Annotated in this window: 24 protein-coding genes, 4 tRNA genes and 2 pseudogenes; 22 read left to right on the top strand and 8 right to left on the bottom strand. The window is 40.5% G+C overall.

What is annotated here, in order from left to right; translation table 11 throughout:
• Positions 1 to 10: 10 nt before the first annotated feature.
• Complete coding sequence (locus tag IEW82_RS13400; protein WP_188695148.1) at positions 11 to 151, top strand: YqzL family protein; 141 nt, start codon at positions 11 to 13, stop codon at positions 149 to 151.
• Between the two features lie 16 nt (positions 152 to 167).
• Positions 168 to 926 (top strand): DNA repair protein RecO, encoded by a 759-nt coding sequence (recO, locus tag IEW82_RS13395; protein ID WP_188695144.1) that lies wholly within the window; start codon positions 168 to 170, stop codon positions 924 to 926.
• Positions 927 to 1377: 451 nt separating this feature from the next.
• Here the strand turns inward: recO and IEW82_RS20435 are convergent.
• Together IEW82_RS20435 and IEW82_RS20430 are read right to left on the bottom strand one after the other, a co-directional pair.
• Positions 1378 to 1593, bottom strand: a pseudogene (locus tag IEW82_RS20435) (transposase); the annotation flags it as partial.
• A pseudogene (locus IEW82_RS20430) lies at positions 1589 to 1798 on the bottom strand (IS1380 family transposase); the annotation flags it as partial. The pseudogenes IEW82_RS20430 and IEW82_RS20435, both read right to left, overlap by 5 nt.
• Positions 1799 to 2631: 833 nt before the next feature.
• Here IEW82_RS20430 and ccpN point away from each other — a divergent pair.
• The 8 genes from ccpN (at position 2632) to IEW82_RS13350 (ending at position 10899) form a co-directional block, all read left to right on the top strand.
• The gene (gene ccpN, locus IEW82_RS13385; protein WP_188695141.1) at positions 2632 to 3255 is read left to right on the top strand and encodes a transcriptional regulator CcpN; all 624 of its coding nucleotides are present in this window, start codon (positions 2632 to 2634) and stop codon (positions 3253 to 3255) included.
• 35 nt (positions 3256 to 3290) lie between these two features.
• The gene (locus IEW82_RS13380; protein WP_188695249.1) at positions 3291 to 4103 is read left to right on the top strand and encodes a pyruvate, water dikinase regulatory protein; all 813 of its coding nucleotides are present in this window, start codon (positions 3291 to 3293) and stop codon (positions 4101 to 4103) included.
• Positions 4104 to 4280: 177 nt separating this feature from the next.
• Positions 4281 to 4781 (top strand): YaiI/YqxD family protein, encoded by a 501-nt coding sequence (locus IEW82_RS13375; protein WP_188695136.1) that lies wholly within the window; start codon positions 4281 to 4283, stop codon positions 4779 to 4781.
• A 14-nt stretch (positions 4782 to 4795) separates the two neighbouring features.
• Positions 4796 to 6583 (top strand): DNA primase, encoded by a 1788-nt coding sequence (gene dnaG, locus IEW82_RS13370; RefSeq protein WP_308422163.1) that lies wholly within the window; start codon positions 4796 to 4798, stop codon positions 6581 to 6583.
• A 31-nt stretch (positions 6584 to 6614) separates the two neighbouring features.
• Positions 6615 to 7733 (top strand): RNA polymerase sigma factor RpoD, encoded by a 1119-nt coding sequence (rpoD, locus tag IEW82_RS13365; protein WP_188695131.1) that lies wholly within the window; start codon positions 6615 to 6617, stop codon positions 7731 to 7733.
• 825 nt (positions 7734 to 8558) lie between these two features.
• Positions 8559 to 8927, top strand: a complete 369-nt coding sequence (locus tag IEW82_RS13360; protein WP_188695129.1) for a c-type cytochrome — start codon at positions 8559 to 8561, stop codon at positions 8925 to 8927.
• 149 nt (positions 8928 to 9076) lie between these two features.
• Positions 9077 to 9781: a tRNA (adenine(22)-N(1))-methyltransferase gene (locus IEW82_RS13355; protein WP_373285723.1), complete on the top strand. Its 705-nt coding sequence runs from the start codon at positions 9077 to 9079 to the stop codon at positions 9779 to 9781.
• Complete coding sequence (locus IEW82_RS13350) at positions 9778 to 10899, top strand: Nif3-like dinuclear metal center hexameric protein (protein WP_188695123.1); 1122 nt, start codon at positions 9778 to 9780, stop codon at positions 10897 to 10899. The genes IEW82_RS13355 and IEW82_RS13350 overlap by 4 nt, the downstream gene beginning before the upstream one ends.
• 272 nt (positions 10900 to 11171) lie before the next feature.
• On the opposite strand, the gene IEW82_RS13345 is transcribed toward IEW82_RS13350, so the two are convergent.
• Both IEW82_RS13345 and vrrA read right to left on the bottom strand, forming a co-directional pair.
• A complete protein-coding gene (locus tag IEW82_RS13345) occupies positions 11172 to 12137 on the bottom strand; it encodes a 4-hydroxy-3-methylbut-2-enyl diphosphate reductase (protein ID WP_188695120.1) in 966 nt (321 codons plus the stop codon).
• Between the two features lie 89 nt (positions 12138 to 12226).
• Positions 12227 to 13018 (bottom strand): VrrA/YqfQ family protein, encoded by a 792-nt coding sequence (gene vrrA / locus IEW82_RS13340; RefSeq protein WP_188695118.1) that lies wholly within the window; start codon positions 13016 to 13018, stop codon positions 12227 to 12229.
• A gap of 197 nt (positions 13019 to 13215) precedes the next feature.
• On the opposite strand from vrrA, the gene IEW82_RS13335 reads away from it, so the two are divergent.
• Positions 13216 to 14109: a deoxyribonuclease IV gene (locus IEW82_RS13335; RefSeq protein ID WP_188695115.1), complete on the top strand. Its 894-nt coding sequence runs from the start codon at positions 13216 to 13218 to the stop codon at positions 14107 to 14109.
• Positions 14110 to 14366: 257 nt separating this feature from the next.
• On the opposite strand, the gene IEW82_RS13330 is transcribed toward IEW82_RS13335, so the two are convergent.
• Complete coding sequence (locus tag IEW82_RS13330; protein ID WP_188695113.1) at positions 14367 to 14636, bottom strand: DUF2624 family protein; 270 nt, start codon at positions 14634 to 14636, stop codon at positions 14367 to 14369.
• Positions 14637 to 14841: 205 nt separating this feature from the next.
• On the opposite strand from IEW82_RS13330, the gene IEW82_RS20060 reads away from it, so the two are divergent.
• The 3 genes from IEW82_RS20060 to IEW82_RS13315 all read left to right on the top strand — a co-directional run bounded on the left by IEW82_RS20060 (position 14842) and on the right by IEW82_RS13315 (position 17952).
• The gene (locus IEW82_RS20060; protein ID WP_229672606.1) at positions 14842 to 16215 is read left to right on the top strand and encodes a two-component system sensor histidine kinase NtrB; all 1374 of its coding nucleotides are present in this window, start codon (positions 14842 to 14844) and stop codon (positions 16213 to 16215) included.
• A gap of 84 nt (positions 16216 to 16299) precedes the next feature.
• Positions 16300 to 16743, top strand: coding sequence for a DUF4190 domain-containing protein (locus IEW82_RS13320; RefSeq protein WP_229672604.1), 444 nt, complete (start codon positions 16300 to 16302; stop codon positions 16741 to 16743).
• Positions 16744 to 17376: 633 nt separating this feature from the next.
• On the top strand, positions 17377 to 17952 hold the full coding sequence (locus tag IEW82_RS13315) for a nitroreductase family protein (protein ID WP_188695108.1): 576 nt from the start codon (positions 17377 to 17379) through the stop codon (positions 17950 to 17952).
• Positions 17953 to 18007: 55 nt separating this feature from the next.
• Here the strand turns inward: IEW82_RS13315 and ispG are convergent, their stop codons facing one another.
• Together ispG and yqfZ are read right to left on the bottom strand one after the other, a co-directional pair.
• The gene (gene ispG, locus IEW82_RS13310) at positions 18008 to 19117 is read right to left on the bottom strand and encodes a flavodoxin-dependent (E)-4-hydroxy-3-methylbut-2-enyl-diphosphate synthase (protein WP_308422162.1); all 1110 of its coding nucleotides are present in this window, start codon (positions 19115 to 19117) and stop codon (positions 18008 to 18010) included.
• Between the two features lie 171 nt (positions 19118 to 19288).
• The gene (yqfZ, locus tag IEW82_RS13305) at positions 19289 to 19618 is read right to left on the bottom strand and encodes a protein YqfZ (RefSeq protein WP_188695105.1); all 330 of its coding nucleotides are present in this window, start codon (positions 19616 to 19618) and stop codon (positions 19289 to 19291) included.
• A gap of 155 nt (positions 19619 to 19773) precedes the next feature.
• Here yqfZ and IEW82_RS13300 point away from each other — a divergent pair, with 155 nt between their 5' ends.
• A complete protein-coding gene (locus IEW82_RS13300; protein WP_188695237.1) occupies positions 19774 to 20406 on the top strand; it encodes an NfeD family protein in 633 nt (210 codons plus the stop codon).
• A 55-nt stretch (positions 20407 to 20461) separates the two neighbouring features.
• Here the strand turns inward: IEW82_RS13300 and IEW82_RS13295 are convergent, their stop codons facing one another.
• Entirely contained in the window at positions 20462 to 20989 is a 528-nt protein-coding gene (locus IEW82_RS13295) for a DUF1189 family protein (RefSeq protein WP_188695102.1), read from the bottom strand.
• A 257-nt stretch (positions 20990 to 21246) separates the two neighbouring features.
• Between IEW82_RS13295 and IEW82_RS13290 the strand changes: the two genes are divergently transcribed.
• The 7 genes from IEW82_RS13290 (at position 21247) to IEW82_RS13260 (ending at position 25708) form a co-directional block, all read left to right on the top strand.
• Positions 21247 to 21323: transfer RNA gene (locus IEW82_RS13290), tRNA-Met, on the top strand.
• 51 nt (positions 21324 to 21374) lie between these two features.
• A tRNA-His gene (locus IEW82_RS13285) sits at positions 21375 to 21450 on the top strand.
• A 2-nt stretch (positions 21451 to 21452) separates the two neighbouring features.
• A tRNA-Ile gene (locus tag IEW82_RS13280) sits at positions 21453 to 21529 on the top strand.
• Between the two features lie 280 nt (positions 21530 to 21809).
• Positions 21810 to 21884: transfer RNA gene (locus tag IEW82_RS13275), tRNA-Met, on the top strand.
• Positions 21885 to 22111: 227 nt separating this feature from the next.
• Positions 22112 to 22720, top strand: coding sequence for a superoxide dismutase (locus IEW82_RS13270; RefSeq protein ID WP_188695100.1), 609 nt, complete (start codon positions 22112 to 22114; stop codon positions 22718 to 22720).
• A gap of 253 nt (positions 22721 to 22973) precedes the next feature.
• Positions 22974 to 24257, top strand: coding sequence for a methyl-accepting chemotaxis protein (locus IEW82_RS13265; protein WP_188695097.1), 1284 nt, complete (start codon positions 22974 to 22976; stop codon positions 24255 to 24257).
• Positions 24258 to 24415: 158 nt separating this feature from the next.
• Positions 24416 to 25708, top strand: coding sequence for an MFS transporter (locus IEW82_RS13260; protein ID WP_188695093.1), 1293 nt, complete (start codon positions 24416 to 24418; stop codon positions 25706 to 25708).
• Positions 25709 to 25761: the final 53 nt, after the last annotated feature.

Below are 25761 nucleotides of genomic sequence, written 5' to 3'. Positions count from 1 at the left end.
TGGTTAACCCATGTTAGATTTTACATGGAAGGTCTTTTGTATGACTGGTAATGTGGACACCTACCTGCTTTATAAAGAAGTAGAGAAACAGGATGAAGTGCCTGATTTTGAAGAAGGCAGTCAAGAGGATGAACAGCAACCGACGCATTGAATGCGAGTGATCAAATGTGCTACACAAAGTCGAAGGCATTGTGATCCATACAACGGATTATGGTGAAACAAACAAGATAGTAACGCTGTATACAAAAGAGCTTGGCAAGGTCGGCGTGATGGCGAGAGGGGCGAAAAAACCGCGAAGCAAGCTATCTGCGGGTTCACAATTTTTAACCTATGGCCTTTATTTATTTACAAAGGGAAAGGGGTTAGGCACGCTACAACAAGCGGATCCTATCGACCCTTTCAGATACATAAAAGCAGATATTGAGAAGATGGCCTATGCCAGCTATATTGTCGATGTCATCCACAAGCTATCAGATAAAGATGTACATTTTGCAGCGATCTACCAGTGGGTCTATCATTTGCTCAAGTACATGGATGAAGGACTGGATCCCCAAGTGCTCACCTTTATTTATGAGATCAAAATGCTTCCAGTATTGGGAATTGAGGCTGAAGTTGATCGGTGCGTAAGGTGCGGTCAAGCTGAAGAAGGAGTCGCCTTTTCCGTAAGCCAAGGCGGCATTCTCTGTCAACGCTGTCACTCCTCTGATCCTAATGCACTGCCACTATCTTCTACATCAGCTAAGCTTTTGCGGATGTTTAAGCATATCCAGGTTGATCGTATCGGCAAGATTGCATTAAAAGAAGAGACGAAGCAGCAGATAAAAACGGTTATTGATGCCTATTATGAGGCTTATTCTGGTCTAAATCTCAAAACGAAAAGGTTCATTGATCAACTGCAAGGCTTGGATCCATTTAAAGAAACATAATTTCTTGCTCTTTTAGGGCAAGTTTTTTTATAACGGCAGAATTTATAACTTTGAGGAAAACCGTATGAGTTCGGGCTTTGGCTTTCGCCATCTGAGGCTTGGCGTTAGGCCCAAGTTTTCTTAAGAATAAAAAGAAGCCTGATTTATTCATCCTTCAAAGAAAAACGAGATTTCAGTTCAAGACCAAACTATATTAGGAATAATATTGAGAAAGTCACTGCGATGAAGCAATAAAATGATCGTGCACTAAAAAGTTATCTGTTTTTGGGCATACTTTTCCCTTGGCGCGAAAATAAATGTTGAAATTGGGTATAGCATGGGCAGGTGATTTCCGCTCCAGGATGCTCGCTTTCCACGGCCTCAGCTCACTTGGGAATTTGACGATCTGTTTTCCCAAGTGGATCTTCGGACACGTGCTGTTCCCGTAGGAGTCTCCCGCCTTCCGCTCCAATCACTCGAGTTTTAATGCTTGAATGCGCTGCAGTATGTCCCAAAAAAACGCTTGATACACGAAACTGGAAGAACATTTGAAGGACAAAGATCGACCTGACTTTACTCATTTGCTGGCCACTTTAATGATCTTTGTCCGTATCGTTTGAATCTGCATATTCTTTCGTCTTTGATACATCGGATGGCATCGAGTTAGGGTGTAGCTCTTTTGCGAGACTTTGTAAAATGACGTTGAATTTCAATCGAATGATGTAAAACACCGAATTTAACTGCAGATGCTGAATCAGAGTTTGTGAAAAACCAATTTTTTCGTCGAATTCTCGGAATATGAACTCACCTGTATCGGAGGAAAGGGCTCCTCCATCATTTGACAATTTCATTTGACGATTGAAATCAAGCGTTATTTGCGGTAAAGGAGCCATTATAAGAAGCCTTTCCGGTGGTTATTTTGTGGTGATTTAACCTTATCAGAAACGGATTCTTTTTTCATTTATTTGATGCGTTGAAATTCAGAATAAAGCACTTGATAGATAAGCCTTTTTACTGTGTTTTGGCACCTTCTATGAATAATCTAGGAGAAGGTATAAAATTTTTGGGTATAAATGGAGTGAATAGTGCACGTTTCTGCTCCAGGCAGCTCGCTTTTCGGGGGACGGCCTTCGACGCGCAGACTGTGTTAGCTTCAGCGTTCGACGCACCATCGGGGTCCCCGAAAAGTGCTTTTTACTTTTGGGGGAGTAGTGATGTGCGAGCTTCGATGTTGTCACATGGATGTGACGCACTTTTTGCCAAAGCTCTTTTGTCGCTTCATCCTTATGGGAGCTTTGGACGTGTGTCTTTTTTGTCAAGAGTCGCACGTCTTTTGATCTAATCTGTTTGCTGGCAATGCTGCATTCATTTTTTAAATGTGGACAGCTTGCAGGTCAAATGCGTTTCCTTGTCGAATTATAATATATAGGGAGTATTCCACAATCTCTGTTTTGAGATTCGGGGAGGCACCTTCTTTTTATGTTTTGAAGGCTCCGGGTCTGTAAGCAGTGTATGGATGAAATGCCCTGTTATAGGAAATAAGTGAAAATAAAAGAGAGTAGGCTCTTTTTAAAATAATAGTTATAAAAAAATTTCATTAAAAAGAGGAGTTTTCATTGTGGGTGTTAAATATAAAAAAGGTATGTGTTTTTATAGAGTGGACTTTGAGTATAACTCGATCTTAATTTCCTCTCGTTCGCGGTGAGTGTTTAAAGGATGTGCATATATGGAGCTCAATGAAAGACAAAAAAAGATTATTGAAATTGTTAAAGATCAAGGTCCTATTACGGGAGAACATATAGCAGAACAATTAAATCTAACACGCGCAACATTGCGCCCAGATCTTGCTATCTTAACCATGTCTGGCTTTTTAGATGCGCGTCCAAGGGTCGGTTATTTTTATACAGGGAAGACGCCTTCAAAGCTACTGAATACCAAATTAAAAACCATGGTCGTAAAGGATTATCAGTCAATTCCTATTGTCGTTCAAGAAAAGGTCTCTGCATATGATGCGATCTGCACAATGTTTTTAGAGGATGTCGGAACGCTGTTTGTTGTTGATCAAAACGCCTTTTTGCAAGGTGTTTTATCACGGAAAGATCTCTTGAGAGCGGCAATAGGCAATCGCCAGTTAGATCAAGTGCCTGTGAGCGTCATTATGACACGCATGCCTAACATCACTGTTTGTGAAGGAGAAGATGCCATCGTAGATGTTGCCCGACTGTTAACCACGAGGCAAATTGATGGCGTTCCAGTCGTGAATAAAACCGAAGAGGGTTTAGAGGTCGTAGGTAGAATAACAAAAACGACAATTGCCAAAGCTTTTGTTGAGCTTTCTGAAGGTGATTAGGCGTAGAGGAGAGGGACTGAACAATGAGTCAACAGATGCAACCACAGTTAATCTATGTTATTTCAGATTCAATCGGAGAAACAGCTGAGCTTGTTGTAAAAGCGGCAGCGAGTCAATTCCAATCCACAACCATTGATATAGAACGCGTGCCTTATGTCAATGATAAAACGACAATCGATGAAGTTATTACCTCAGCAAAAGAAAATCAAGCGCTCGTGGCCTTTACTTTAGTTGTTCCAGAAACCAAGCATTATTTAATTCAGCAAGCGACAAATGCACATGTGGAATATATTGATATTATGGGGCCGACTATTGATAAAATGCAGCAAACCTTTCAAATGAAGCCAACATATAAACCTGGTTTAGTGCACAAGTTGGACGAGGATTATTTTCGAAGAGTAGAGGCTATTGAGTTTGCGGTAAAATACGATGATGGGCGTGATCCGCGGGGAATACTACGGGCAGATATCGTTTTGGTTGGTGTATCGCGAACCTCAAAAACACCTTTGTCCCAATATCTGGCCTTAAAACGATTAAGAGTAGCCAACGTCCCCATTGTTCCTGAGGTTGATCCTCCATCAGAATTATTTAAGGTGAATCCGAATAAATGCTTTGGGCTGCGCATCAGTCCAAAACAACTGAATTATATCCGTCGCGAGCGCCTTAAAGCACTGGGATTGAATTCAGACGCCAATTATGCCCAGCTTGAAAGAATTGAAGAAGAACTCCAATATTTTGAAAAAGTGATTGAGAAAATCGGTTGTCCTGTGATAGATGTTTCTAACCGAGCAGTTGAAGAAACAGCAAATCGCATTATGGAAATCTTTTTCAAAGTGCAAAAACGCTAAAAAAATGTCTGATTGAGCAAAAAAGTGTTGAATGTTACGTTTTTAATGTATTATAATACATATTTGTGATAAAAATAACGGATATATGGTTTTCGAACAAGCATTCGACAACTTTCTAAAAATTAAAACATGATTTTAGTTGCAGGAATTTTGTAAGGAGATATCGAATTATTAATTATGGTAGAAACAAAAGCCAAAAATGATTTAAAAACAAAGGATGATCGATGTTTTCTTTATGTGGATGCTGACGCTTGCCCTGTGAAAGATGAAATTTCTAAAGTGGCTCATGCATATAATATTGATGTCATTTATGTTGCTTCTTATAATCATCTTTCCAGTAATAATAAAGGTCATTGGATCATGGTAGATCCAGATCGTGAGGCTGCTGATCTCTATATTGTCAATCATGTCAAAGCGGGCGATATTGTTGTGACGTGGGATATGGGGCTGGCAGGCTTATTAACCAATCGTAGGGTTTATGTCATTACTCCAAACGGGAAAGTTATTGAAGAAGAGCAAATGCCTGAGATTCTGCATTTCCGCTATCTGGCTAAAATGGAGCGAATGGCGCATAAACATACTAAAGGACCTAAGCCTTTTACAGACGTAGACCGTCATTATTTTGTTGAAGGACTAACTGCATTGATTCGACGGAAACAGGCACAACTCAATGAATGAAAGGGGGACTTATCGTGCGAATTGGTGAAGAAACCATCGAAAAAATACGAGAGTCTCTGGACATTGTTGAGATTGTTGGTGAATATGTTCAATTGAAAAGGCAGGGACGTAATTATGTTGGCCTTTGTCCATTTCATAATGAGCAGACGCCTTCGTTTTCTGTGTCGCCAGATAAAAAAATTTACCATTGTTTTGGTTGTAAAGCAGGTGGGGATCTTTTTTCCTTTATTCAAGAAATCGAGGGCATAGATTTTCTTGATGCGGTCGCTATTTTGGGTGAAAAAGCGGGTATTGACGTACCAGATAGTCGTGGTTCATCGCTCAAAAAGAATGATAATTCGACCTCATTATATCATGGGATGGAGCTTTTATCCAAATTCTATCAGTATCTTTTGATGGACCAGCGCTATGGTGGACCAGCCCAACAGTATTTACAAAGCCGTGGCTTTGAAAGTAAGACCGCTCAATCCTTTCAAATCGGCTATGCCGTTGATGCTTGGGAAACGGCAACGAGGTTCTTAGAGCGGCGAGGGTTTAATCTCGATGAATTTGTAAAGATTGGCCTTCTTTCGAAACGAGAATTGAATGGCAAGATCTTTGATCGATTCCGCCATCGCGTCATTTTTCCTATCCATGACCATCGCGGTCGTCCCGTTGCTTTTGCAGGGAGGGTGCTGGATGACCAGAAGCCAAAGTATTTAAATAGTCCCGAGTCCCATCTTTTTCATAAAGGGAAAATACTTTATGGCTATCATTTAGCTCGAGCTGCCATAAAAAAAACGAGCGAAGTGGTTTTATTTGAGGGGTACGTGGATGTGATTAAAGCGCATCAGGCCGGAATCACCAATGTCGTCGCTTCAATGGGAACCTCATTAACCGAGGATCAGGCATCACTGCTTACCCGGAATACCGAGTCAATTATCATTTGCTATGATTCAGATCATGCTGGAACCGAAGCGGCGTTTCGTGCCGCAGAAATGCTTAAACAGTACGGAAAAACCATTAAAATCGCTAGAATGCCCAAGGGCATGGACCCCGATGATTACATTAGTCGTTACGGTGGAGAACGGTTTAAAAATGATGTATTAGGGGCTAGTTTAACAATTATGGCATTTAAAATGCAATACCTTCGAATAGGAAAAAATTTAAATGATGAAGGAGAAAAGCTCCTTTACATCGAAAAAGTATTACAGGAGGTTGCGCAATTAACCAAAGCTGTTGAACGCGATCATTATTTACGCCAGTTGTCAGATGAGTTTTCTATTTCTCTTGATGCGCTTAAGCAGCAGCAGTATCAATATTATCGTAAGCAGAAACAGCCGAATAGCCGCCGAGAACGCAAAAGTCAATTCACACAGAATAAGCGGGCATTGCTCCCTGCCTATCAAATGGCAGAACGGCGTTTATTGGCACATATGATGCATGATGCTGAAATTGCGGAATTGGTTCAAGAACAAATCGGTGGAGCTTTTAATGATGTGATTCATCAGGCATTAGCTGCCTACTTATATGGCTTTTACTCTGAAGGACATGTACCTGATATTGCATCCTTCATACAGAGCATTGAGGATCAGGAAATTAAGGCAGCAGCAACTGAAATTGCGATGATGTCTGTCAATATGGATGTAACGTCTCAGGAAATTGACGATTATATTAAGCAGATTATTCAGCACACTAAATGGGCTGAAATCACCGCAAAAGAGGAAGAAAAAAAGGCTGCTGAAAGAAATCAGGATTTTGAGAAAGCATCACAAATTCTTGCAGAAATCATATTCATGAAGAAGCAGCTGGAGAGACATTAATGAAATAGAGTTTTGGAAGGAGGGGGATCAAATGGCTGAAAAGTCAGGTAAACAACAGACTGAACAAGAGCTAAGTTTTGATCAGGTAAAGGAAAAACTGGTGGAGCTTGGTAAAAAAAGAGGGATGTTGACCTATTCAGAGATCGCCGAGAAATTGGCGCCATTTGATCAAGACTCAGAGCAAATGGATGAGTTTTATGAATTCCTTGGGGATCAAGGCATCGATGTCCTTGAGGGGGTAAATGATGACCCCAATGGTGTTCATGGTGAGACCAAAGAAGAAGAATTTGATCTCAATGATTTGAGCGTTCCACCTGGTGTAAAGATTAACGATCCAGTAAGAATGTATTTAAAAGAAATTGGTCGTGTAGATCTGTTATCTGCAGCCGAAGAAATTGCTTTAGCCAAGCGCATTGAAGAAGATGATGAAGAAGCTAAGCGTCGATTGGCAGAAGCAAATCTAAGGCTTGTGGTCAGCATCGCCAAAAGATATGTGGGGCGTGGAATGCTCTTCTTAGATCTCATCCAAGAAGGTAATATGGGTCTGATTAAGGCTGTAGAAAAATTTGACTATAGAAAAGGCTACAAGTTTAGTACTTATGCGACATGGTGGATTCGCCAAGCGATTACACGAGCGATCGCTGATCAAGCGAGAACCATTCGTATCCCAGTTCACATGGTAGAGACCATCAATAAACTCATTCGCGTTCAACGGCAAATGCTCCAAGATCTTGGTAGAGAACCAACGCCTGAAGAGATCGGGAAAGAAATGGAACTACCGCCAGATAAAGTACGTGAAATTCTAAAAATTGCCCAAGAGCCTGTGTCTTTAGAAACACCAATTGGTGAGGAGGACGACTCTCATCTTGGTGATTTTATTGAAGACCAAGATGCGCAAGCTCCTTCAGACGCAGCTGCCTATGAATTGTTAAAAGAGCAACTAGAGGATGTTCTAGATACATTAACAGACCGTGAAGAAAATGTCTTAAGATTGCGTTTCGGACTCGATGACGGTCGTACAAGAACACTTGAAGAAGTGGGTAAAGTATTTGGTGTAACGCGCGAAAGGATTCGCCAAATTGAGGCCAAGGCTCTCAGAAAGCTCAGACATCCTAGCCGCAGTAAACAGCTTAAAGACTTTTTAGAATAAATCGCTGACCTATGTAAAGTTTACTTCGTTTGAAGTAAACTTTTCTTTTTATTCTTTAAGAAAAGGTGTTTACAGATAAAAGCAGGTTTTAATTTGGCGAGCTCTTATGCTTCCGCAATTCATGTGAATCATCAGATCCTTCACTATCAATCATTCTTCAGTTAGACAGTAAGCAATGTGTATAACATATAAATCGAGCTATTTTAAGTTTTGTTTAAAAATGATATACAATGGAATGAGAAGGCGAACGGTCTACATGTAAAGCAGAATGAGTAGTGGCAACGATTATGGGAATTGAAGAGTGCAATGGTTAACTTTTATTTTACTGACTTTTTGTACGTATTGCAAATAGAATATAAATACTTTTTTGAAAAATCAAGTGGTGTGAATAAAAAGACTTAACTTTAAAGAATTCTGCAAACGTTTCCAATGGGATTATACCATATTTCTGAAGTTCTGAAAATGGTGTGAAGGACAAATGGAGCATTTCGCTTTGAACCAGTCGCTAAACGCAGTGGAATTATGAAGCCATAATAATGTTCAACATATAATGATGTTGAGTGACGTCTTGCTTTGACCAATAACTTGACGTTCTGGCTGGAAAAAGCTATTGTTTATAATGAAAGGGCTTTTATTCAAAACTTTGTGTAAAGTATGTTTCCTGCAATGATGATAGCTGCTTTACTCATAAATGTGAATAAATTTTGAAACTTCTGTTTTCCCTTTTCAACTGGACCGAAATAAAGTAAAATTAAAGTGGTCTACTTCTAGCGAACAATTATATTTATACATCTTAGAAACCGTATACATAAGGAGGAACATTTGATGAAAAGAAATCCACTCGTTCCTTTTGGCATCATTGTAGTACTCGGGATCATCCTCATGATTGTTATCGGTGTCTGGGGAGGGAACATCGTACAGGATCGTGCGGCAAAGAAAAATGCGCCGTCTACAGAGGACACTGCAAATTTGGCGAGCCTATCGGCGGATAAGATTTTTGGTCAGAAGTGTTCAACTTGTCACGGAGAAAACCTTGAAGGCGGTATCGGGCCGAATCTTCAAAAGGTTGGCAGCAGTATGGATAAGGCTGCCATTCTCAATCAGATTAAAAATGGCGGCGGTGGAATGCCACCAAATGTCATTTCTGGTGATGCGGCTGATAAGGTAGCTACATGGTTAGCGAAAAAGAAATAACGGTTATTTTTTGACAAAGTGCGCTCTTGTAATGAGAGGCGCTTTGTTTTTTGATCATGTTTTTAGCAGTTATGGAGACGGCTTTCGTTTGCGAAAAAAGACCAAGCAACGTATCATAGAAATTGATTATAAAATGAATGGTGATGTATGTGAAAGAGTTAGTAGTATCCAAGCGTATAGCGCGTCTTGTGGATTATATTCCGAGTGGGGCATATTTAGCTGATATTGGTTCAGATCATGCTTATTTGCCGTGTTATGCCGCTATGAAAGGCCACATTGTAGGCGCGATTGCAGGAGAAATCAATGAAGGACCTTATCGGTCTGCACAGGAGACGGTTAAGCAGTATAAATTGGAAAAGGTGATAGAGGTTCGCCGTGGTAACGGATTAAATGTTATAACTAGCGATGATCAAGTAGATGCCGTCGTCATCGCTGGTATGGGCGGCGAATTAATTCGCACGATTTTAGAAGAGGGGAAGCATAAATTAAACCCTCGAATGACACTGATCCTACAGCCAAACGTTGGTGAAAAACGATTAAGGGAATGGTTGGAGCAGGAACAATGGTGGATTACTGATGAGGAGATCCTTGAAGAAGAGGGACATATTTATGAAGTGCTGATTGCCAAGCGCCATGCCTTTACACCTGCGCGTTTATCACTAGAGGATTTATGGTTTGGACCATATTTACGACAGCATTCATCGGCAATCTTCAAGAAAAAGTGGCAGGCTGAGCTTCAGAAGCGTAGGCGCGTCTTAGCCTCTTTGGCCAATGCTCAAAATGCTGATGAGGTTAAAGAAAAAAGAAAAGCTTTAGAGAAGGAAATAGCATTAATAGAAGAGGTGATCACATGACGAAACCAATTCATGGTCAAGCGCTTATTCAGGCTTTTGAACAATGGATACCCAAATCATTAGCCTTTGATGGAGACAAGATCGGTCTGCAAATTGGGACTTTGAATAAACCAATAAAAAAGGTGATGGTCACACTAGATGTTCTTGAAAATGTCGTGGATGAAGCCATTGAAAATGAGGTCGATCTCATTTTTGCCCACCATGCCGTCATTTTCCGTCCTTTAAAAACGATGCGGACGGATGAAGGGCAAAGTAAAATTGTCGCTAAGTGCATCAAACATGATATCGCTGTTTACGTTGCGCACACAAATCTTGATAATGCCGAGGGTGGAATGAACGATTGGCTTGCGAGTGCTTTACAGCTTAAAGAAGTGGAGATTCTCGTTCCTCAGCAATCCGAAACACTCTATAAACTAGCAGCTTATGTCCCGGAAACACATGCCGTTGCATTGCGTCAAGCTTTGGGTCAAGCTGGAGCTGGGGCATTAGGTGAATATAGTCACTGTACGTTTAATAGTCAAGGAGAAGGGACTTTTATGCCTTCAAACACTGCCCAGCCCTTTATTGGAGAGGCAGGACGTTTGGAAAGGGTAAAAGAAACTAAAATTGAAACAGTCGTGCCAGAACGACTCTTAAATAAAGTGACACGTGCCATGCTTCAAGCCCATCCCTATGAAGAAGTCGCCTATGATATTTATGCATTGAAGAACGAAGGAAAAGTTTATGGGTTAGGACGGATTGGCTATTTAGAAGAAGAGCTGTCCCTGAAGGCATTTGCCGAACAGGTTAAAGGTATCTTCGATCTAGACGGCATTCGTGTTGTAGGGGATTTGCAGCGTAAAATTAAGAAGGTAGCTGTTCTTGGTGGCGATGGCAATTCCTTTTATAAACAGGCCGTGTTCAAAGGGGCCGATGTTTTGGTGACTGGAGATGTTTACTATCATACAGGGCACGATGCACTCTTGGATGGATTATCCTTGGTTGATGCAGGTCATCACATTGAAAAAGTTATGAAAAAAGGAGTGGGAGACTTTTTTAAGACGTTTCTTACACAGCAGCGCTATGATACAGAAGTCCTCTTATCTAAGGTTAATACCAATCCTTTTACATTTTTATAAAAAGAAGAGAATTGCCCTAATATCAAATGATAAGATTTTAAAAGGAGCCAGGGAAAGCGAAATATTTTTGACGGGGCGCTTCATGACTTACTAAAAAAACCCGAACGCATGCCTTCAAAGTTGTGAATGCGTTCGGATTCTCTATGTGGGCTGAATGCTTCTGTCTCAGCCCTATCTTTTTATTTTGTTTAACATAGACAGGTCAATGCTTCTTTTTAGTCGGTCATTTTAGTATGGTTAACTTTATTTAAATAAGTCATTGTGAACTGAACTCAACTGGCTTCGGTTTTTTTCTTTTTGATTTTGATTTTTGGTAGGATATCCTGTTTTTTTAATTTTGATTCTTTTTTCCAAGTTGTTGGATTATCCGGATCAAATTGATCGATAAATAAAATGACTTCCTTGGTGAGTTGGGTAGGGGTTGATGCCCCAGCCGTGATCGCTACCTTTTTAACGCCGGTTTTCAGCCAGTTAATATCTAGCTCTGAGAGATCGGCAATACGATAGGCTTTGGTTCCCGCAATTTCTTCAGATACTTGAGCTAAGCGATTAGAGTTATTACTTCTTGGATCGCCTACAACAATGGTCAGGTCTGCGTCGCGAGCCTGCTCAGCGATGGCTTCCTGTCGGGTTTGTGTTGCGTGACAGATTTCATTATGGATTTCAGCGTGTGGATACTTTTCCTTAATTGCATTCATAATGTCTGCAACGTCCCATTGTGACATGGTTGTTTGATTGGTGATGATGATTTTTTTCGCTTGGACATTTAAGCGGTCGACATCCTCTTCCGTTTCCACGAGATGGACAATATCTGGTGCAACTCCCATTGCCCCCTCAGGCTCAGGATGGCCTTTTTTACCAATATAGATGACTTCAAAGCCTTCCTTTTGTTTATCCTGAATAAGATCGTGTGTTTTGGTAACATCTGGACAGGTTGCATCAATGGTCGTTAAGCCTTTTTTTTCAGCTAAGGCGCGGACCTCAGGGGAAACGCCGTGAGCAGTGAAAATGATAGTGCCGTGATCTATATCATTTAAGAGTTCAAGCCTCGTTTTTCCATCTAAAGTGATGATGCCTTCAGTTTCAAAGGCGTCAGTAACATGATGATTGTGAACAATCATTCCCAAAATATAGATAGGTCGTGGCAAGTCCTCTCTCATTGCGGCTTTGCGCGCAATGACCATGGCATCAACCACACCATAACAATAGCCACGGGGAGCGACTTTAATAACCTCCATGAAAAAGCCTCCTTCATAACATCTACATTCATTATAAAGGAGGAGAAGAATGAACACAATGAAATGCTAGTGACACTCCAGTGACAGGATTAAACATAGAGCGTGGGAGTTGAGGACTTGAAGTCATCCGATTCGTTAAATTCGTAGGTCGTTCGTGGTTCCCTAATCGCGCTTCCTTTTACTGTTTTCCCTCGACGCTGTGTAGTGGGTTTGGATGAGTGCTCTTTTTTAATTGTAGACTTTTGCTGGGATGTTTTTGTTTTATTTTTGGATTCGGAAGACGATGAAGTTTTCTTAGTCGCCGATTTCTGTTCTTTTGCTTCTTCATCATCCTCCGGCTCTTCGTCAGAGGTTGCTTCAGTCTCTGTCTCTTCTGTTGCTTCTTCGGCCTCTTCAGCCTCCTCTGCTCCAGTGGCAGCAGCTAAGGTTTTGACCATATTAATCATTGCCGGAACGTTTTTGACCAATGGACCAAATTGTTGAACCATTGGCATGATTTGTTGACCAACTTGAACGACCTTTTGTATATTTTGGATCGTTCCTAAAATGCCACCAGATCCACCACTTGCTGAGCTGATCGCATTTGCAGCATTACCTAGGGTTCCAAGTCCCCCCATGTTGTTTGGTATAAATGCACCAGGGTTCATCATGCCTCCTGCGCCATTAGTGGCAGCCCCAGCCGCTGAACTCCCTCTATTGAACAGGCCGCTTAGTAAGCGGCCGATACCACCGCCTCCGGATCCACCCCCACCTTGAGTCATTGGAGGCCCCATCATTCCTGTGGGGGGGAACATGCCACCACCAGAGAAAGGGCCAGGGGGTGGTGTAAAACCGCCACCAGCACCGAGTCCTGCGTTTGAACCTTGTTGAAACGGGAACATGGCTATCACTCCTTTGTTTGTCATAGGCATTATGAGAATAACGAACGAAGATATCTGCATTATTTTATGCGCGCAGTGTAGACTGTGTGCCAAACCTTCACGTTTTATGTCATTTTCTGAGAGTGTTTATTTAGGCTTTCACTTGTCCAACACATGATAAAATGTGTAAAATGAAGAGAGAGAGGACGTGAAAAAGAATGTTGAAAATTGGCTCACACGTGTCTATGAAGGGCGATAAAATGTTATTAGGTGCTGGAGAGGAAGCCGTTGCCTATGGTGAAAACACGTTTATGATTTATACAGGAGCACCACAGAATACAAGAAGAAAACCCATTGAGGAATTAAATATAGAAGCTGGGAAGGCTTATATGGAGGCACATGGATTAACAGACATTGTTGTTCATGCTCCCTATATTATTAATATCGCGAATACGACGAAACCACAGACCTTTCGAATCGGTGTGGATTTTTTACGAAAAGAAATCGATCGGACAGAAGCAATAGGTGCCAAACAAATCGTACTTCATCCTGGTGCGCATGTTGGAGAGGGTGTCGAGAAGGGTATAAAAAAGATCATTGAAGGATTGAATGAAGTCCTCACCAAGGATGATAAAGTACAAATTGCTTTGGAAACGATGGCTGGAAAAGGATCTGAATGTGGCTATCAGTTTGAACATTTAGCCGAAATCATTTCTGGCGTACAGCATAATGAAAAGCTCTCCGTGTGCTTTGATACGTGTCATACTCATGATGCGGGCTATGATATTGTCAATCGGTTTGATGACGTGTTAGAAGAGTTTGATCGAATTGTTGGTCTTGACCGTATAAAAGTGGTGCATGTCAATGATAGCAAAAATCCTTGTGGCGCACGAAAGGATCGTCACGAAAACATCGGATTTGGACATATTGGGTTTGAAGCATTGAATCGTATTGTTCATCATGAACGCTTTATGGATCTACCGAAGATTTTAGAAACTCCATTTGTAGGAGAAGATAAAGCCAATAAAAAGCCACCTTATAAATTAGAAATTGAAATGTTAAAGCAAGGGCAGTTTAACGCCAATTTAAAAGAAGAAGTTATGAATGTCTAAACGAGGATATCCTCGTTTTTTTCTTTATTTATAACTTCACTAACGCTGTATAAAAGCAACTTTGACCTTCGTCATTAATGCTTGGCGATTGTCAGGAAGTATATAACCACTTTACTCACATGAATTTAAAGAGGAGAGTATAAGCCGCCTTCGCCATTAGAACATAGTGTTAAGGACGCATTACATCAGGGGTACAAAGAAAATGGCCATAAGCACAAGCTGAATTTGTCTAACAGCAGTTATTGCTCATCCACTGGTTAATGGGCATTGCCGCCAATGAATGTAGAAAATATATATTCCATTTGCTGCGCGATTTGTTGATTGGTTACAAGGGCAATCTTTTGAAGCAGTTGGCTTCGTTCTGATTTATTAAAGACATTGATTTTTTGTTCCTTAATTAGACCAACAATTTTTTCTGCTTGTTGCTTTGATAAGTGAAGCTGATATTTGTTTCCTAAGCGAAGCAGCTCTTGAGGTGTGAGTGTATTCATTTTTAGATTAATGAATTGTTTCATGATATTATTCATAAAAGCATTCCCTCCCACTGTGATTATATATATTAAGGGAGTCAATTTATGTTCCAAAAATATGCTATGTAACCACATGAAATTCGATAAAATTCGCGGAAAAAGTGCATTTTTTGACGAACTATGTCAATGAAAACCCTTCTTGAAATCCTATATATAGAGAACAAATTTCGATATAATAATGGGTGTATACTCTGGATGAATCGTGGAAGGAGGGACAATCGTTTATCCAATGTTAACGAACAATAGTACATATAATGAAGTCTTTGAAGAAATCACCTATGAGGTGCGGTTATTGTTATCAGTTGATGGAGAAATATTGAAAGTGAATCAGAGAGGAATGAAATTGCTTGAACAAAATGGAAAGTATTTTTATGATCATTGTATTCCATCTCACAGGCACTCACTTCTACAAATGCTCCATGAGTTAACGAAGGGTAATTCACTCATTGAAAAACGATTTCATCTAAAAACTGAAGGTCAGATTAAGGAATACTCTTTTCGAGGTCGGTCAGCTGCAGAAGGGATATATCTGGTTGGATTAGAAACCCATCATTCGCTGAAGCAATCGTCCTTTGATCGCCTTGAAAGCATAGCCGAAAGTATTTTCAATGCGCTAAATATAGCCGTTTTTATTCTTGATAGGCATAATAATGTTATTTATTATAATGATGTTTTAAAAAAAGAGGGGCGGTTCCGTCGGAATTTCACTAAGCTTGGCGGGAGACCCATCATTCGCGTCATGAAAGAAATGGCTGCTGATATCCGTCAATCTTCAAAGGATGTGCGGCGCTATCATCTTTATGATAAAACCCTCTATCGCGTTTATGGCATTTATAATAATCATACAGATATGATCACCTTTATTATTGATGATCGCGCTGGTTCAGATGAATACGATAACTTATTGCTTTATAAGCAGCAAATGGAATCTGTTTCTCACCTGGCGGCAGGCTTTGCACATGAATTGAGAAATCCACTTTCTGTCATTAGAGGTTTCATTCAGCTCTCAGCCTTGACGGATGATATTGAAAAATATTATAAAACCATTCTTTCTGAGTTAGATCGTATGAATGACATTATTGACGACTTCCTATCGTTATCGAGAAAGGCTCCGGAAAGGGAAGCGCAACAGCCTTATGAATTTTTCCAATCGATCGTTTCACTCATCCGCTCAGAATGCTTGTTGAGAAATATTAAATTAGTTCATGATTTTCAGAGGGTGTCTGCCCAATTGCTTTTGAATCGTTCTATGATCAAACAAGTATTTTTAAATGTATTGCGTAATGCAATCGAGGCTTTTGATGATAACCAAACCGATAAACGTTTTTCTTTAAAAGGAAGGGTCGTTGATAAATATTATGTTATTACAGTTGAGGACAACGGTCCTGGTATGGAAAGAGAAGTGCTCGATCAATTAGGCAAACCATTTTTTACAACTAAAGAAAAGGGGACGGGAATAGGCTTGCCATTATGTAAAAAAATCATTCAAGAGCATAATGGTCACTTTGAAATCAGCAGTGAGCTGGGCAGTGGCACAACCATTAAAATTTCACTTCCTTTGGAGCAAACGCTCTAATGCTTTTCCAACTATTGCATCAATAATTCCTCTCTTATCATGCCAAAATAATAACGATCCTAAAATGAAAGCGAGGGGATCGTTATGGCCGATAAGGATCAGAACTCTCATGATGAGCGTGAGCATGACGAAGTGAACTCATTATGGTATGGCAATAATGCAACAGACTATCCTCGCGAAGAAGATAGCGATGAAGCTGTTGATGAGTTATTTGAAGATCCTTTAGATAGCGCCTCAGATGATGAGGACTATAAAGAGGAGTATGCTGCTGATGCCGCGGTTGACCGTTCCTTAGTCGATAATGTGCGTGATGATGATGCAGATGAAACTGAAGGGGTAGGGCTAGGCTGGCTGGCCTTAGTATTATCCGTAATCGGTCTATTCTTCTTACCCATTATCATGGGGGCTGCTGGCATTATAGTCGGCATCATTGCACGAAGACAAGGCGCCCGTACGCTCGGTGCTTGGGCGATTGGTGTCGGGATTGCCGCGATTGTCATCCTGCTGTTTACAGCACCATTTTTTTAACAAAAAAAGGCAAGCTGCTTTTGGCAGCTTGCCTTTTTTGAAAGAAAAGAAAGTATAAAATTTCTGGTCATGAGGACGGTGCGGCTTCGCACTGCTAAGGTCTTACCGCTCTCCCACTTCCCGCAGGACTCTAGTCTCTGCATCATGAGTCAGCGGCGCCCGAGGAACACATGATTTTAGAGTGTTCCGAATCTCGCGCTCCCATCCACTTGACCAGGCAATGAAGCCTCTTTCATATTGGATGATGCTCTATACTAAGGACAAGGATCGGGCACGCTTTTAAGCCCGGTTTTTCTTAACAAACATAGAATTAGGATTTGACCCGACGCTTTCAAAAAAGAGAACGAATCTGCGGGTCAAGTTTCCGAATCTAGGCACGAGCGTAACAAAAAAAGCATAGGTATTTTTAACAAAAGTTCTTGTCAAATTGATCAAAAAGAAGGTTATTTTAAAACAAAGAGCCCTCATCAACACAATGATAATAAGCCACCACAGTATGAGAGGCTGCTCCTATTAATTTTTATTCCAAAGCACCGAGTATTCGCCTGGTTTTTCTTACTACGGAGTTGGTCATTGAAAATAATTATCAATTAAGTTTATAATAAAGGTGAATATTGTGTGAGGGGTGATGTGATGGAATTAAATGATGTGATCAAAAAAAGACGCTCTATAGGTAAGCTTACAGAGCAAGTACCTGATCGACAGGTGATTGAGCAATTGCTCGAATCTGCACGTTGGGCACCGAATCATTATCGGACAGAACCTTATTCCTTTATTGTTTTATCAGGAAAAGGAAGAGATAGATTAGGCGATGCTTATGGACGAATTAATCAGGAGGCATTAGAGGATACGGCTTCTGAAGAGGAAAGACAGGCTGCTTACGAAAAGGGAATAAAAAAAGCGCAGCGAGCCCCTTATGTCATTGTTGTTCGTTTAGAGCCTAGCTCATTAGCTAAAGTCGTATTTGCCGAAGAAATTGCTGCCACAGCTTGTGCGGTGCAAAATATACTGTTAACTGCCACTGATTTAGGTTTAGGAGCGATTTGGCGCTCGGGAGATCCTAGTTATCACCCCATCATGAAGAAAGCGTTTGATGTTTCTGAGGAAGGCTTAGTCCTGGGGTACATTTACGTTGGCTATCCAGCAATAGAGCCGCAAAGTCCAGAAAAGCCACCGTTGAATAAGCTAGTCACATGGGTAAGTGACTAAACAATAAAAAAACAACCATCAGCGATCTGATGGTTGTTTTTTTATTATTGCACGATCATGAGGTTACTTTGGCTTCTTTGGCTTGCTTTTCTGCATGTTCCTTAGCAAGCTTGTCGATTTCGATTTTTAGCTCTTCGACCATACGATCTTCAGGAACCTTGCGAATAACTTCACCGTGTCTAAAGAGGAGTCCTTCTCCTTTACCTCCAGCAATACCGATGTCTGCCTCCCTTGCTTCTCCTGGCCCATTGACTGCACAGCCAAGTACGGCAACTTTTATCGGTGCTTTGACTTGTTGAATGTATTCTTCAACTTCATCGACAACCTTGAATAAATTCATTTGAATACGCCCACAGGTTGGACAAGAAATAAGGGTTGCAGCATTTGCTGCCAAACCAAATGATTTGAGTAGTTCTCGAGCAACCTTCACTTCTTCTACCGGATCGGTGGATAAGGAAATTCTCATTGTGTTACCGATGCCTTTATGAAGAAGAATGCCTAGACCAGCAGCACTTTTAATAGAACCAGAGAACTTTGTTCCAGATTCTGTTATACCCAGGTGCAACGGATAATCAAAGGCCTGTGCGGCTTTTTCATAGGCCTCAACAGCTAGGTTGACGTCAGAAGCCTTTAGCGAAACAATGATGTCGTGAAAATCAAGATCCTCCAAGATCTTAATATGATGGAGGGCGCTTTCTACCATGGCATCAGCTGTTGGATAACCATATTTTTCAATAAGCTTTCTTTCGAGTGAGCCAGCATTCACACCAATGCGGATGGGAATCCCTTTCGCTTTTGCGGCATTGACAACAGCCTCAACCTTTTCTCGGCTACCGATATTCCCTGGATTAATCCGGATTTTATCAGCACCGCCTTCAATGGCTTTTAGCGCTAATTTATAATTAAAGTGAATATCAACGACAAGAGGAATGTTGATTTGCTTTTTGATCTCTGGAATCGCCTCAGCTGCACGCATGTCTGGACAAGCTACACGGACGATTTGGCATCCGGCTTCTTCCAAACGATGGATTTCTGCAACGGTTGCTTCCACGTCGTGAGTCTTTGTTGTCGTCATGCTTTGAATAATAAGTTCGTTGGAACCGCCGATCGTTACATCCCCAACCTTCACTTTTCTTGTCTTGGTTCGGTGGGTTATATTTGCCATTCCGATCGCTCCTTTTTTATAGCAAAAAAATAAGTAAGGTTTAAAACCTGTGCCTAAGTAATAATACTATACTATCACCATTCATTTTACCACGATTATGTCGTGTTGAAAAATAATGTTGTGTCATATTTGTTATAATCAAGTTAAGTTTGTGAAGCCATGCCGATCTTGTTAATACACAGGAAAGCGATATGTCTGCCCGATTTTGATAGCATTGGGGTCAACATGTGGATTCAAAGCTTGGAAATCATTGATCATTTTTGTGATATTTTCATCTTGATGTGGATTGATGGACTCCATGATGGATAACACCGTATCACCTGACGCTACAGTGACCTTTTTATAATGACTTGTTTGCTTAGGTTTAGAAGGGGTTGTATTTTCTGCTTTTGCAGCTTTGATTTCATCTATATTAAGAAAATGGAGTGCGCCATTTGTTAAGTCATAAAAACATGTCCAACCGATTAATGCAATGAAGCCATAAACGATAAGTTTTTTCATTGCGACGTCTCCTCTAAAAGCGTATTTGTATCACTCTATGTTTTGTTTCATAGAGTTATGCCATATTACTAGATTTATTTTTTTGAAGAGCGTTTAAAGGCTTAGAAACTTCATTCGCTTTCAGTCGTATATATAGTGGAAACGAGGTGACAAAAATGAATGCTCTGGATAATGTAATGGTTAGCTTTGTGGTGATTTTCTTAGCTTCTCTATTAATGTTTGGAGAGGTGCTGGTTCGAGTTAAAGGCGTATTTGGCTGTATTAGTTTTATCTTATTTTTACTTTACTTTATCCATCGAATGGCCGAGTATTCTCCCGCTTTAATGCTTACGCTCTTGGTTGTGGGCTTTGCCTTGATTCTTCTAGACGGAAAACTGATTAATCATGGTTCTGTCGCAATATTAGGGCTTATCCTCATGCTATTAGCTGTCGCACTGCCCACACCTTCAATTGGTTACGGCACAGTTGTTGCTGCTGCTTTTATTTTAGGTATTGCGCTATCCTTTGCTTTTTTAAAAGTATTTCCAGCTCGGGCATTTTGGTCAAAGATCACGCTTTTAGACCAGCTTTCAAGTGAACAAGGCTATAATTCGATGAACGAGGAATATAAATTTTTGGTTGGAAAAAGAGGGAAGAGCGTAACGCCGTTTCGTCCTGTTGGAACCATTGAGATTGAAGGGAAAACCTATAGTGCGATCACTAATGGGACATGGTTAGAAAGTGATCAAAAGATCAAAGTTCTTTCTGTAGATGGTACTCGGATCGTTATTCAGGCTGATGAAGAGTAGGGATAAGAAGATTTATTTATTAAGAAGGAAAAAAGCCCGCAGAGTGGTTGCGGGCTCATCTTTTGTTGTGTAGCTCGCCTGATGGACGAGGTTTGGTGGTAGGTCTTGGCTTTGGCTTTGGAATGCTGCTGATCATATAGGTGGTCATGCCAATACATGCTAAAATATATAGCCAAATAATCTGATTAGGAAGAGAAACAATCAAATTGAGGACAGCGAGAGCAAGTGTCGGCCACGTGCAGCTATTTGCTGAGAGTGACCAGAGCTGTTGATAATTCAAGCGTCTGGGAATGAGCTGTTTGATGCCCATACCGAGACACGCGAGTAGTGAAAGATAAAAAAAGAAAATAGCTGCTAACAATATATAATAGAGAACAAACATCAAAGGGATGAACAGGATGGAAAGATCTTTACTTGTTTCAATGCTTCTATTGATGATTGAAGGTGAAAATAATAGAGCGCTTAGTAGGGCCAAGAAAAAGGCATAAAAAATATTGTAGCCGATTTTAAGAAAGCGGAACATCGTCGCTTGTTTTGGATGGCAAAGATTTTTTTGCAACTGCTTGAGTAAAGAGATTTTCATGGACAATCACCTTTTGTCTCAATATATCCTTCTGAAATAATTGTATCTGAGAGACGTGTTCAAGTCTATGATTTAATGATTTATTATTATAAATTTAAAAAGGGTATTGAAATGGATCATATTACATGTTATATTAAATGTCGTCGCAGCAATACATAGAGCAAGTAGAAAAAAACTTTTACAAAAAAACTGTTGACGTGACGGGAAATATATTATATAATATTTTTTGTCGCTAAGCGAATGAAACAAGATTTTATGGCGGTGTAGCTCAGCTGGCTAGAGCGTACGGTTCATACCCGTGAGGTCGGGGGTTCGATCCCCTCCACCGCTACCATATTGAACAATCTTTTAGGGGTTATATGCTAACCTCGTTTTCATTTGTATGGCGATTATGGCGAAGTGGTTAACGCACCGGATTGTGGTTCCGGCATACATGGGTTCGATCCCCATTAATCGCCCCATTGGACCCTTAGCTCAGTTGGTTAGAGCTGACGGCTCATAACCGTCCGGTCGTAGGTTCGAGTCCTACAGGGTCCACCACCTACCCTTTTTATTTTGTTATTTGTGAATAATATGTGGTTCGTTGTGATACTATAGTAGAGTAAGTTCTCATGAGAACGAGACGCAGGGACAGTTTCCCATATTTTTAAGGGTTCTTAATAATGGTGGTTTTTATCGTCGCGGGGTGGAGCAACGAGCATTGGCGTCAGAGAAGGACAGCGAGTTGTCCCGAGGAAGTCAGGCGACGTAGCAAGGCATGTAGACGCAGGGACAGTTTCCCATATTTTTAAGGGTTCTTAATAACGGTGGTTTTTATCGTCGCGGGGTGGAGCAGGGGTAGCTCGTCGGGCTCATAACCCGAAGGTCGCAGGTTCAAATCCTGCCCCCGCAACCAATTTTAATATGACTGCTAATGTAACTTGTCGATCGGGCAGGTTTTTTTGTGCTTATGTCTAGAATTATAATATTGGCTCAAGTATTTATCGTGAAAAAAATGTCGATTATAATCTTTAGGGACTTAGAGTATTTAAATTGAAGTCTGACGCGATTTTTGGTAATGTAAGCAGTGTAAAGACAATAGAAATTTTGTCTAAATCTATCTACATATAGGAGGAGATTCACATGGCTTACGAACTTCCAGAATTACCTTATGACTACAACGCATTAGAACCGCATATCGATGAGCAAACAATGCGCATTCATCACGATAAACACCACGGCACTTATGTAAGTAAGGTTAATGCGGCGCTTGAAGGACATGATGATTTAGCAAGCAAATCCATTGAGGATTTGATGAGCAATTTGGATGCAGTTCCTGAAAGCATTCGTACTGCTGTAAGAAATAATGGTGGTGGACATGTCAACCACACCCTATTCTGGCAACTCCTCAGTCCAAATGGTGGCGGAGCTCCAACTGGCGCTGTAGCAGATGCTATTAATGCTAAATTCGGCAGCTTTGAAGCCTTTAAAAATGAATTTTCCGATGCTGCTGCTGGACGTTTCGGATCAGGTTGGGCATGGTTAGTCGTTAATAATGGCGAACTGGAAATCACCAGTACACCTAATCAGGATACACCTCTTTCAGAGGGTAAAACACCTGTTTTAGGCTTGGATGTTTGGGAACATGCTTATTACCTCAAATATCAAAACCGTCGTCCAGAATATATTGACGCTTTCTTCAATGTCATTAACTGGGATGAAGTAAACAAGCGATTTGCAGCAGCAAAATAAGCCTAAAATGCAGGGGCCCGCAAAGCACATCTATTGTGCATGCGGGCTTTTTGTATGCTTGGAAAGCATAAATCTTCGTTAATCCTATTTGAAGGAGTATTAAATAAAGCGAATAATGCAAGCGCTATTTTTGCTGGGGTGTCGCACGTATTATCACATTTTTTACAAAAAAATCATAAATTTTGTGATGAATTTAACTATATTTAAAAGCAAAATAAGTCGATAATTACCAAAAAGGGGGTAAGGATGAAGAATGAAGAACACGCAGACAATAGGTATTGTTAAGAAATTAGTGGCAGGAATGAGCTTAGTTGCCTTGATCACTTATGGGATTAGTGCACTATTTATTTTTTATGTTTCTCAATGGTTGGGCGACTATCTTCCACAATGGCTCTTTATTTTAGCAACGCTTTTATTAGGAATCATCTGGTCAGGTATTTTGGGTTATTTTATCGCTATATATTTTACGCGAGCGCTTAAACCATTACAAAAAGGAGTTACAGAAGCGGCGAAAGGTGATCTGTCAGTTGATATCGAACCCATACATACGCGCGATGAAATCGAGAGCTTGGCTAATGGCTTTCGAGAGATGGTTAAAGTGCTAAAAACAATTATTTTTGATATTCAACAATATGTGGCAGTCACCTCGGAGCGGATCACGTCACTGAAACAGGTGATGGTAACACTTTCAGGTCAAGTCCAAGAAGTGAGCGCCACGATGACAGACATTGCTTCAGGATCGGAAAGACAAGCCCAATCCACTGCAGCTTCTCTGGATCATGTTCAGAAGGGACTGAAGCTGGCGACAAAGATTGAAGAAGAGGCGCGCGAAGCAGACGGTCTTTCGAAAATAACTATGGGTAACTTGACGAGTAGCAGTCAAGCGTTAAAGGAATTGATAGAAGGGATTCAAGAAATTGGTCAAACAAATAATAGAGCATCAGAGACAGCACAATCTTTACAAGAAAAAGCAGAGAAAATCGGGTTGGTGACGATGATAGTTGCTGAAATTTCGGAAAAAACAAATATGTTAGCTTTAAATGCATCAATTGAAGCAGCACGTGCTGGTGAAGCAGGCAAAGGCTTTGCAGTTGTTGCGCATGAAATTCAAGAATTGGCGAATCAGAGTGCTAATGCTGTCAATGATATACATGATACTGTATTAGAAATACAAAATAATGTGGATTTAGCTGTCGAATATAACCAAGTACAAGTCCAGGTTGGAAATAGAGAAATCGAAAGAGCACAGGTGACGGGAGAACAATTAACGGAGATGATGACAAATGTTCATCATATTATTGAAAGCATTGAAAGTATATATAACAAGGCTGGAGAGCAACAAAATTATATGAATGAAGTAGTTCGCGATGCTGAAGAAACAAATGCTATTACTTCTGAAACCTCTACAGCAGCTAAGGAAGTGGCCAGTAGCTCTCAAGAGAGCGCGAAAGATATTGTGGAAATCACAACAAGTGTGGAAGATATTTTGAATCAAATTCAAATCCTGAAGCAGCACACGGACAAGTTAAAAGTTTAAACGCATATCTCCCTTGCTTTTACACAAACTACAGATGAAAAATGAAAGTTTGTATCGGTCAATATCCCGCTGCCTCTTGAGATGAGAGGGAGTAGGGGACTGTCAGTGCGTGATGCACCATTGCTCACGCGAATGGGATAGCAGGGGAGTTATAGATTATGAAAGCATTAGGTCTGTTTTTTAATAAAAAAGAGGTCCCAAAAGATCTTCTATTGTTGTTAGTTATCAGTGGTCTTTATTTTTTAGGCATTGCTCTTTCAAACACCTTTGTTAATGTTTTTCTATGGAAGCATACGAATAGTTTTGTCGATATTGCTTTGTATAACCTAATGATTGTTATTTTTCAACCACTCACCTTTCTGCTTGCAGGACGATGGGCAAAAAAAGTTGACCGCGTCATTGTGCTTAGATTGGGTGTGATATTTCTAGCCCTTTTTTTTATTAGTGTTTTGCTTTTTGGTTCCCATACAAAAGAATATCTGCTTTTATTTGGTGCGGTGCTCGGTGTCGGCTATGGGTTTTACTGGCTGGCATTTAATGTTTTGACCTTTGAAATTACTGAGCCTGAGACGCGTGATTTTTTTAATGGCTTTCAAGGGATACTCTCCTCTCTAGCGGGAATGATAGGTCCCATCTTTGCCGGGTGGCTCATAGCTTCTTTGTCGAATTATACAGGGTATAAGATCATTTTTGGCATCTCCTTGTTTTTATTTGCTGTAGCGATTGTGATGAGCTGGTTTTTAGAGCGCCGACCTGCTAAAGGGCATTTTATTTTTCAACGCATTATGGCAGAACGTAAGAATAATCCGAATTGGAAGGGCGTTCTCTATGCGCATTTTTTTCAGGGATTAAAAGAGGGAACCTTCGCTTTTGTTATCACCATTTGGGTTTTTTTGACAACAAAGAGTGAATTTGCACTTGGAAAGTTTGGTTTGATTGAATCTGGAGTGATGTTTATTTCTTTTTATATTGTCTCTAGGGTAATCAAACAAGACTTTAGAAAGACCTCTATTCTGTTGGGCGGTTTGTTTCTCTATTTTTCCATTTTTATTATCTTATTTAAACTCAACTTCACGTTATTAATATTATATGGGATCATTGCCTCGGCAGCTTTTCCATTACTTTCAGTGCCGTATATGTCTATTACCTTTGATGTGATCGGCAGGGGCTGGAAGGCTGCTGAAATGCGGATTGAATATATTGTTGTGCGTGAATTGTATTATAATGGTGGAAGAATTGCCTCCATTTTATTATTTTTATTGACAGTTTGGGCATTTAAGAATAATGAGGATGGCATTCGCTATCTCATGATGGTTTTGGGAGTTGGACATCTGGTCATTTATTTTTGTTTGCGACACATTCATTTTGTCGTTAAGCATCCAGAAGAGGCGAAAAATGATGCTCATGAGGCGCGGCGCTTCCACGATGGAGAAAGCGGCTCTACGGTTTAAAAGATTTGACAAGATATGTCTTACCAAACCTACTAAAAGTATAGTACAATAAG

This window comes from Pullulanibacillus camelliae (assembly GCF_014642655.1).
GTDB classification, from domain to species: domain Bacteria; phylum Bacillota; class Bacilli; order Bacillales; family Sporolactobacillaceae; genus Pullulanibacillus; species Pullulanibacillus camelliae.
This window is presented reverse-complemented; position numbering and strand designations above follow the sequence as displayed.

Coding starts and splice junctions, on each gene's coding strand:
- IEW82_RS13270 (WP_188695100.1), top strand. CDS start 22,112: ATGGCTTACGAACTTCCAGAATTACCTTATGACTACAACGCATTAGAA.
- IEW82_RS13300 (WP_188695237.1), top strand. CDS start 19,774: ATGAATGCTCTGGATAATGTAATGGTTAGCTTTGTGGTGATTTTCTTA.
- IEW82_RS13350 (WP_188695123.1), top strand. CDS start 9,778: ATGACGAAACCAATTCATGGTCAAGCGCTTATTCAGGCTTTTGAACAA.
- ispG (WP_308422162.1), bottom strand. CDS start 19,117: ATGGCAAATATAACCCACCGAACCAAGACAAGAAAAGTGAAGGTTGGG.
- IEW82_RS13375 (WP_188695136.1), top strand. CDS start 4,281: ATGGTAGAAACAAAAGCCAAAAATGATTTAAAAACAAAGGATGATCGA.
- IEW82_RS13360 (WP_188695129.1), top strand. CDS start 8,559: ATGAAAAGAAATCCACTCGTTCCTTTTGGCATCATTGTAGTACTCGGG.
- rpoD (WP_188695131.1), top strand. CDS start 6,615: ATGGCTGAAAAGTCAGGTAAACAACAGACTGAACAAGAGCTAAGTTTT.
- IEW82_RS13320 (WP_229672604.1), top strand. CDS start 16,300: ATGGCCGATAAGGATCAGAACTCTCATGATGAGCGTGAGCATGACGAA.
- vrrA (WP_188695118.1), bottom strand. CDS start 13,018: ATGTTCCCGTTTCAACAAGGTTCAAACGCAGGACTCGGTGCTGGTGGC.
- IEW82_RS13380 (WP_188695249.1), top strand. CDS start 3,291: ATGCAACCACAGTTAATCTATGTTATTTCAGATTCAATCGGAGAAACA.
- IEW82_RS13265 (WP_188695097.1), top strand. CDS start 22,974: ATGAAGAACACGCAGACAATAGGTATTGTTAAGAAATTAGTGGCAGGA.
- IEW82_RS13335 (WP_188695115.1), top strand. CDS start 13,216: ATGTTGAAAATTGGCTCACACGTGTCTATGAAGGGCGATAAAATGTTA.
- IEW82_RS13330 (WP_188695113.1), bottom strand. CDS start 14,636: ATGAATAATATCATGAAACAATTCATTAATCTAAAAATGAATACACTC.
- IEW82_RS13260 (WP_188695093.1), top strand. CDS start 24,416: ATGAAAGCATTAGGTCTGTTTTTTAATAAAAAAGAGGTCCCAAAAGAT.
- IEW82_RS13315 (WP_188695108.1), top strand. CDS start 17,377: ATGGAATTAAATGATGTGATCAAAAAAAGACGCTCTATAGGTAAGCTT.
- IEW82_RS13400 (WP_188695148.1), top strand. CDS start 11: ATGTTAGATTTTACATGGAAGGTCTTTTGTATGACTGGTAATGTGGAC.
- IEW82_RS13295 (WP_188695102.1), bottom strand. CDS start 20,989: ATGAAAATCTCTTTACTCAAGCAGTTGCAAAAAAATCTTTGCCATCCA.
- IEW82_RS13345 (WP_188695120.1), bottom strand. CDS start 12,137: ATGGAGGTTATTAAAGTCGCTCCCCGTGGCTATTGTTATGGTGTGGTT.
- yqfZ (WP_188695105.1), bottom strand. CDS start 19,618: ATGAAAAAACTTATCGTTTATGGCTTCATTGCATTAATCGGTTGGACA.
- ccpN (WP_188695141.1), top strand. CDS start 2,632: ATGGAGCTCAATGAAAGACAAAAAAAGATTATTGAAATTGTTAAAGAT.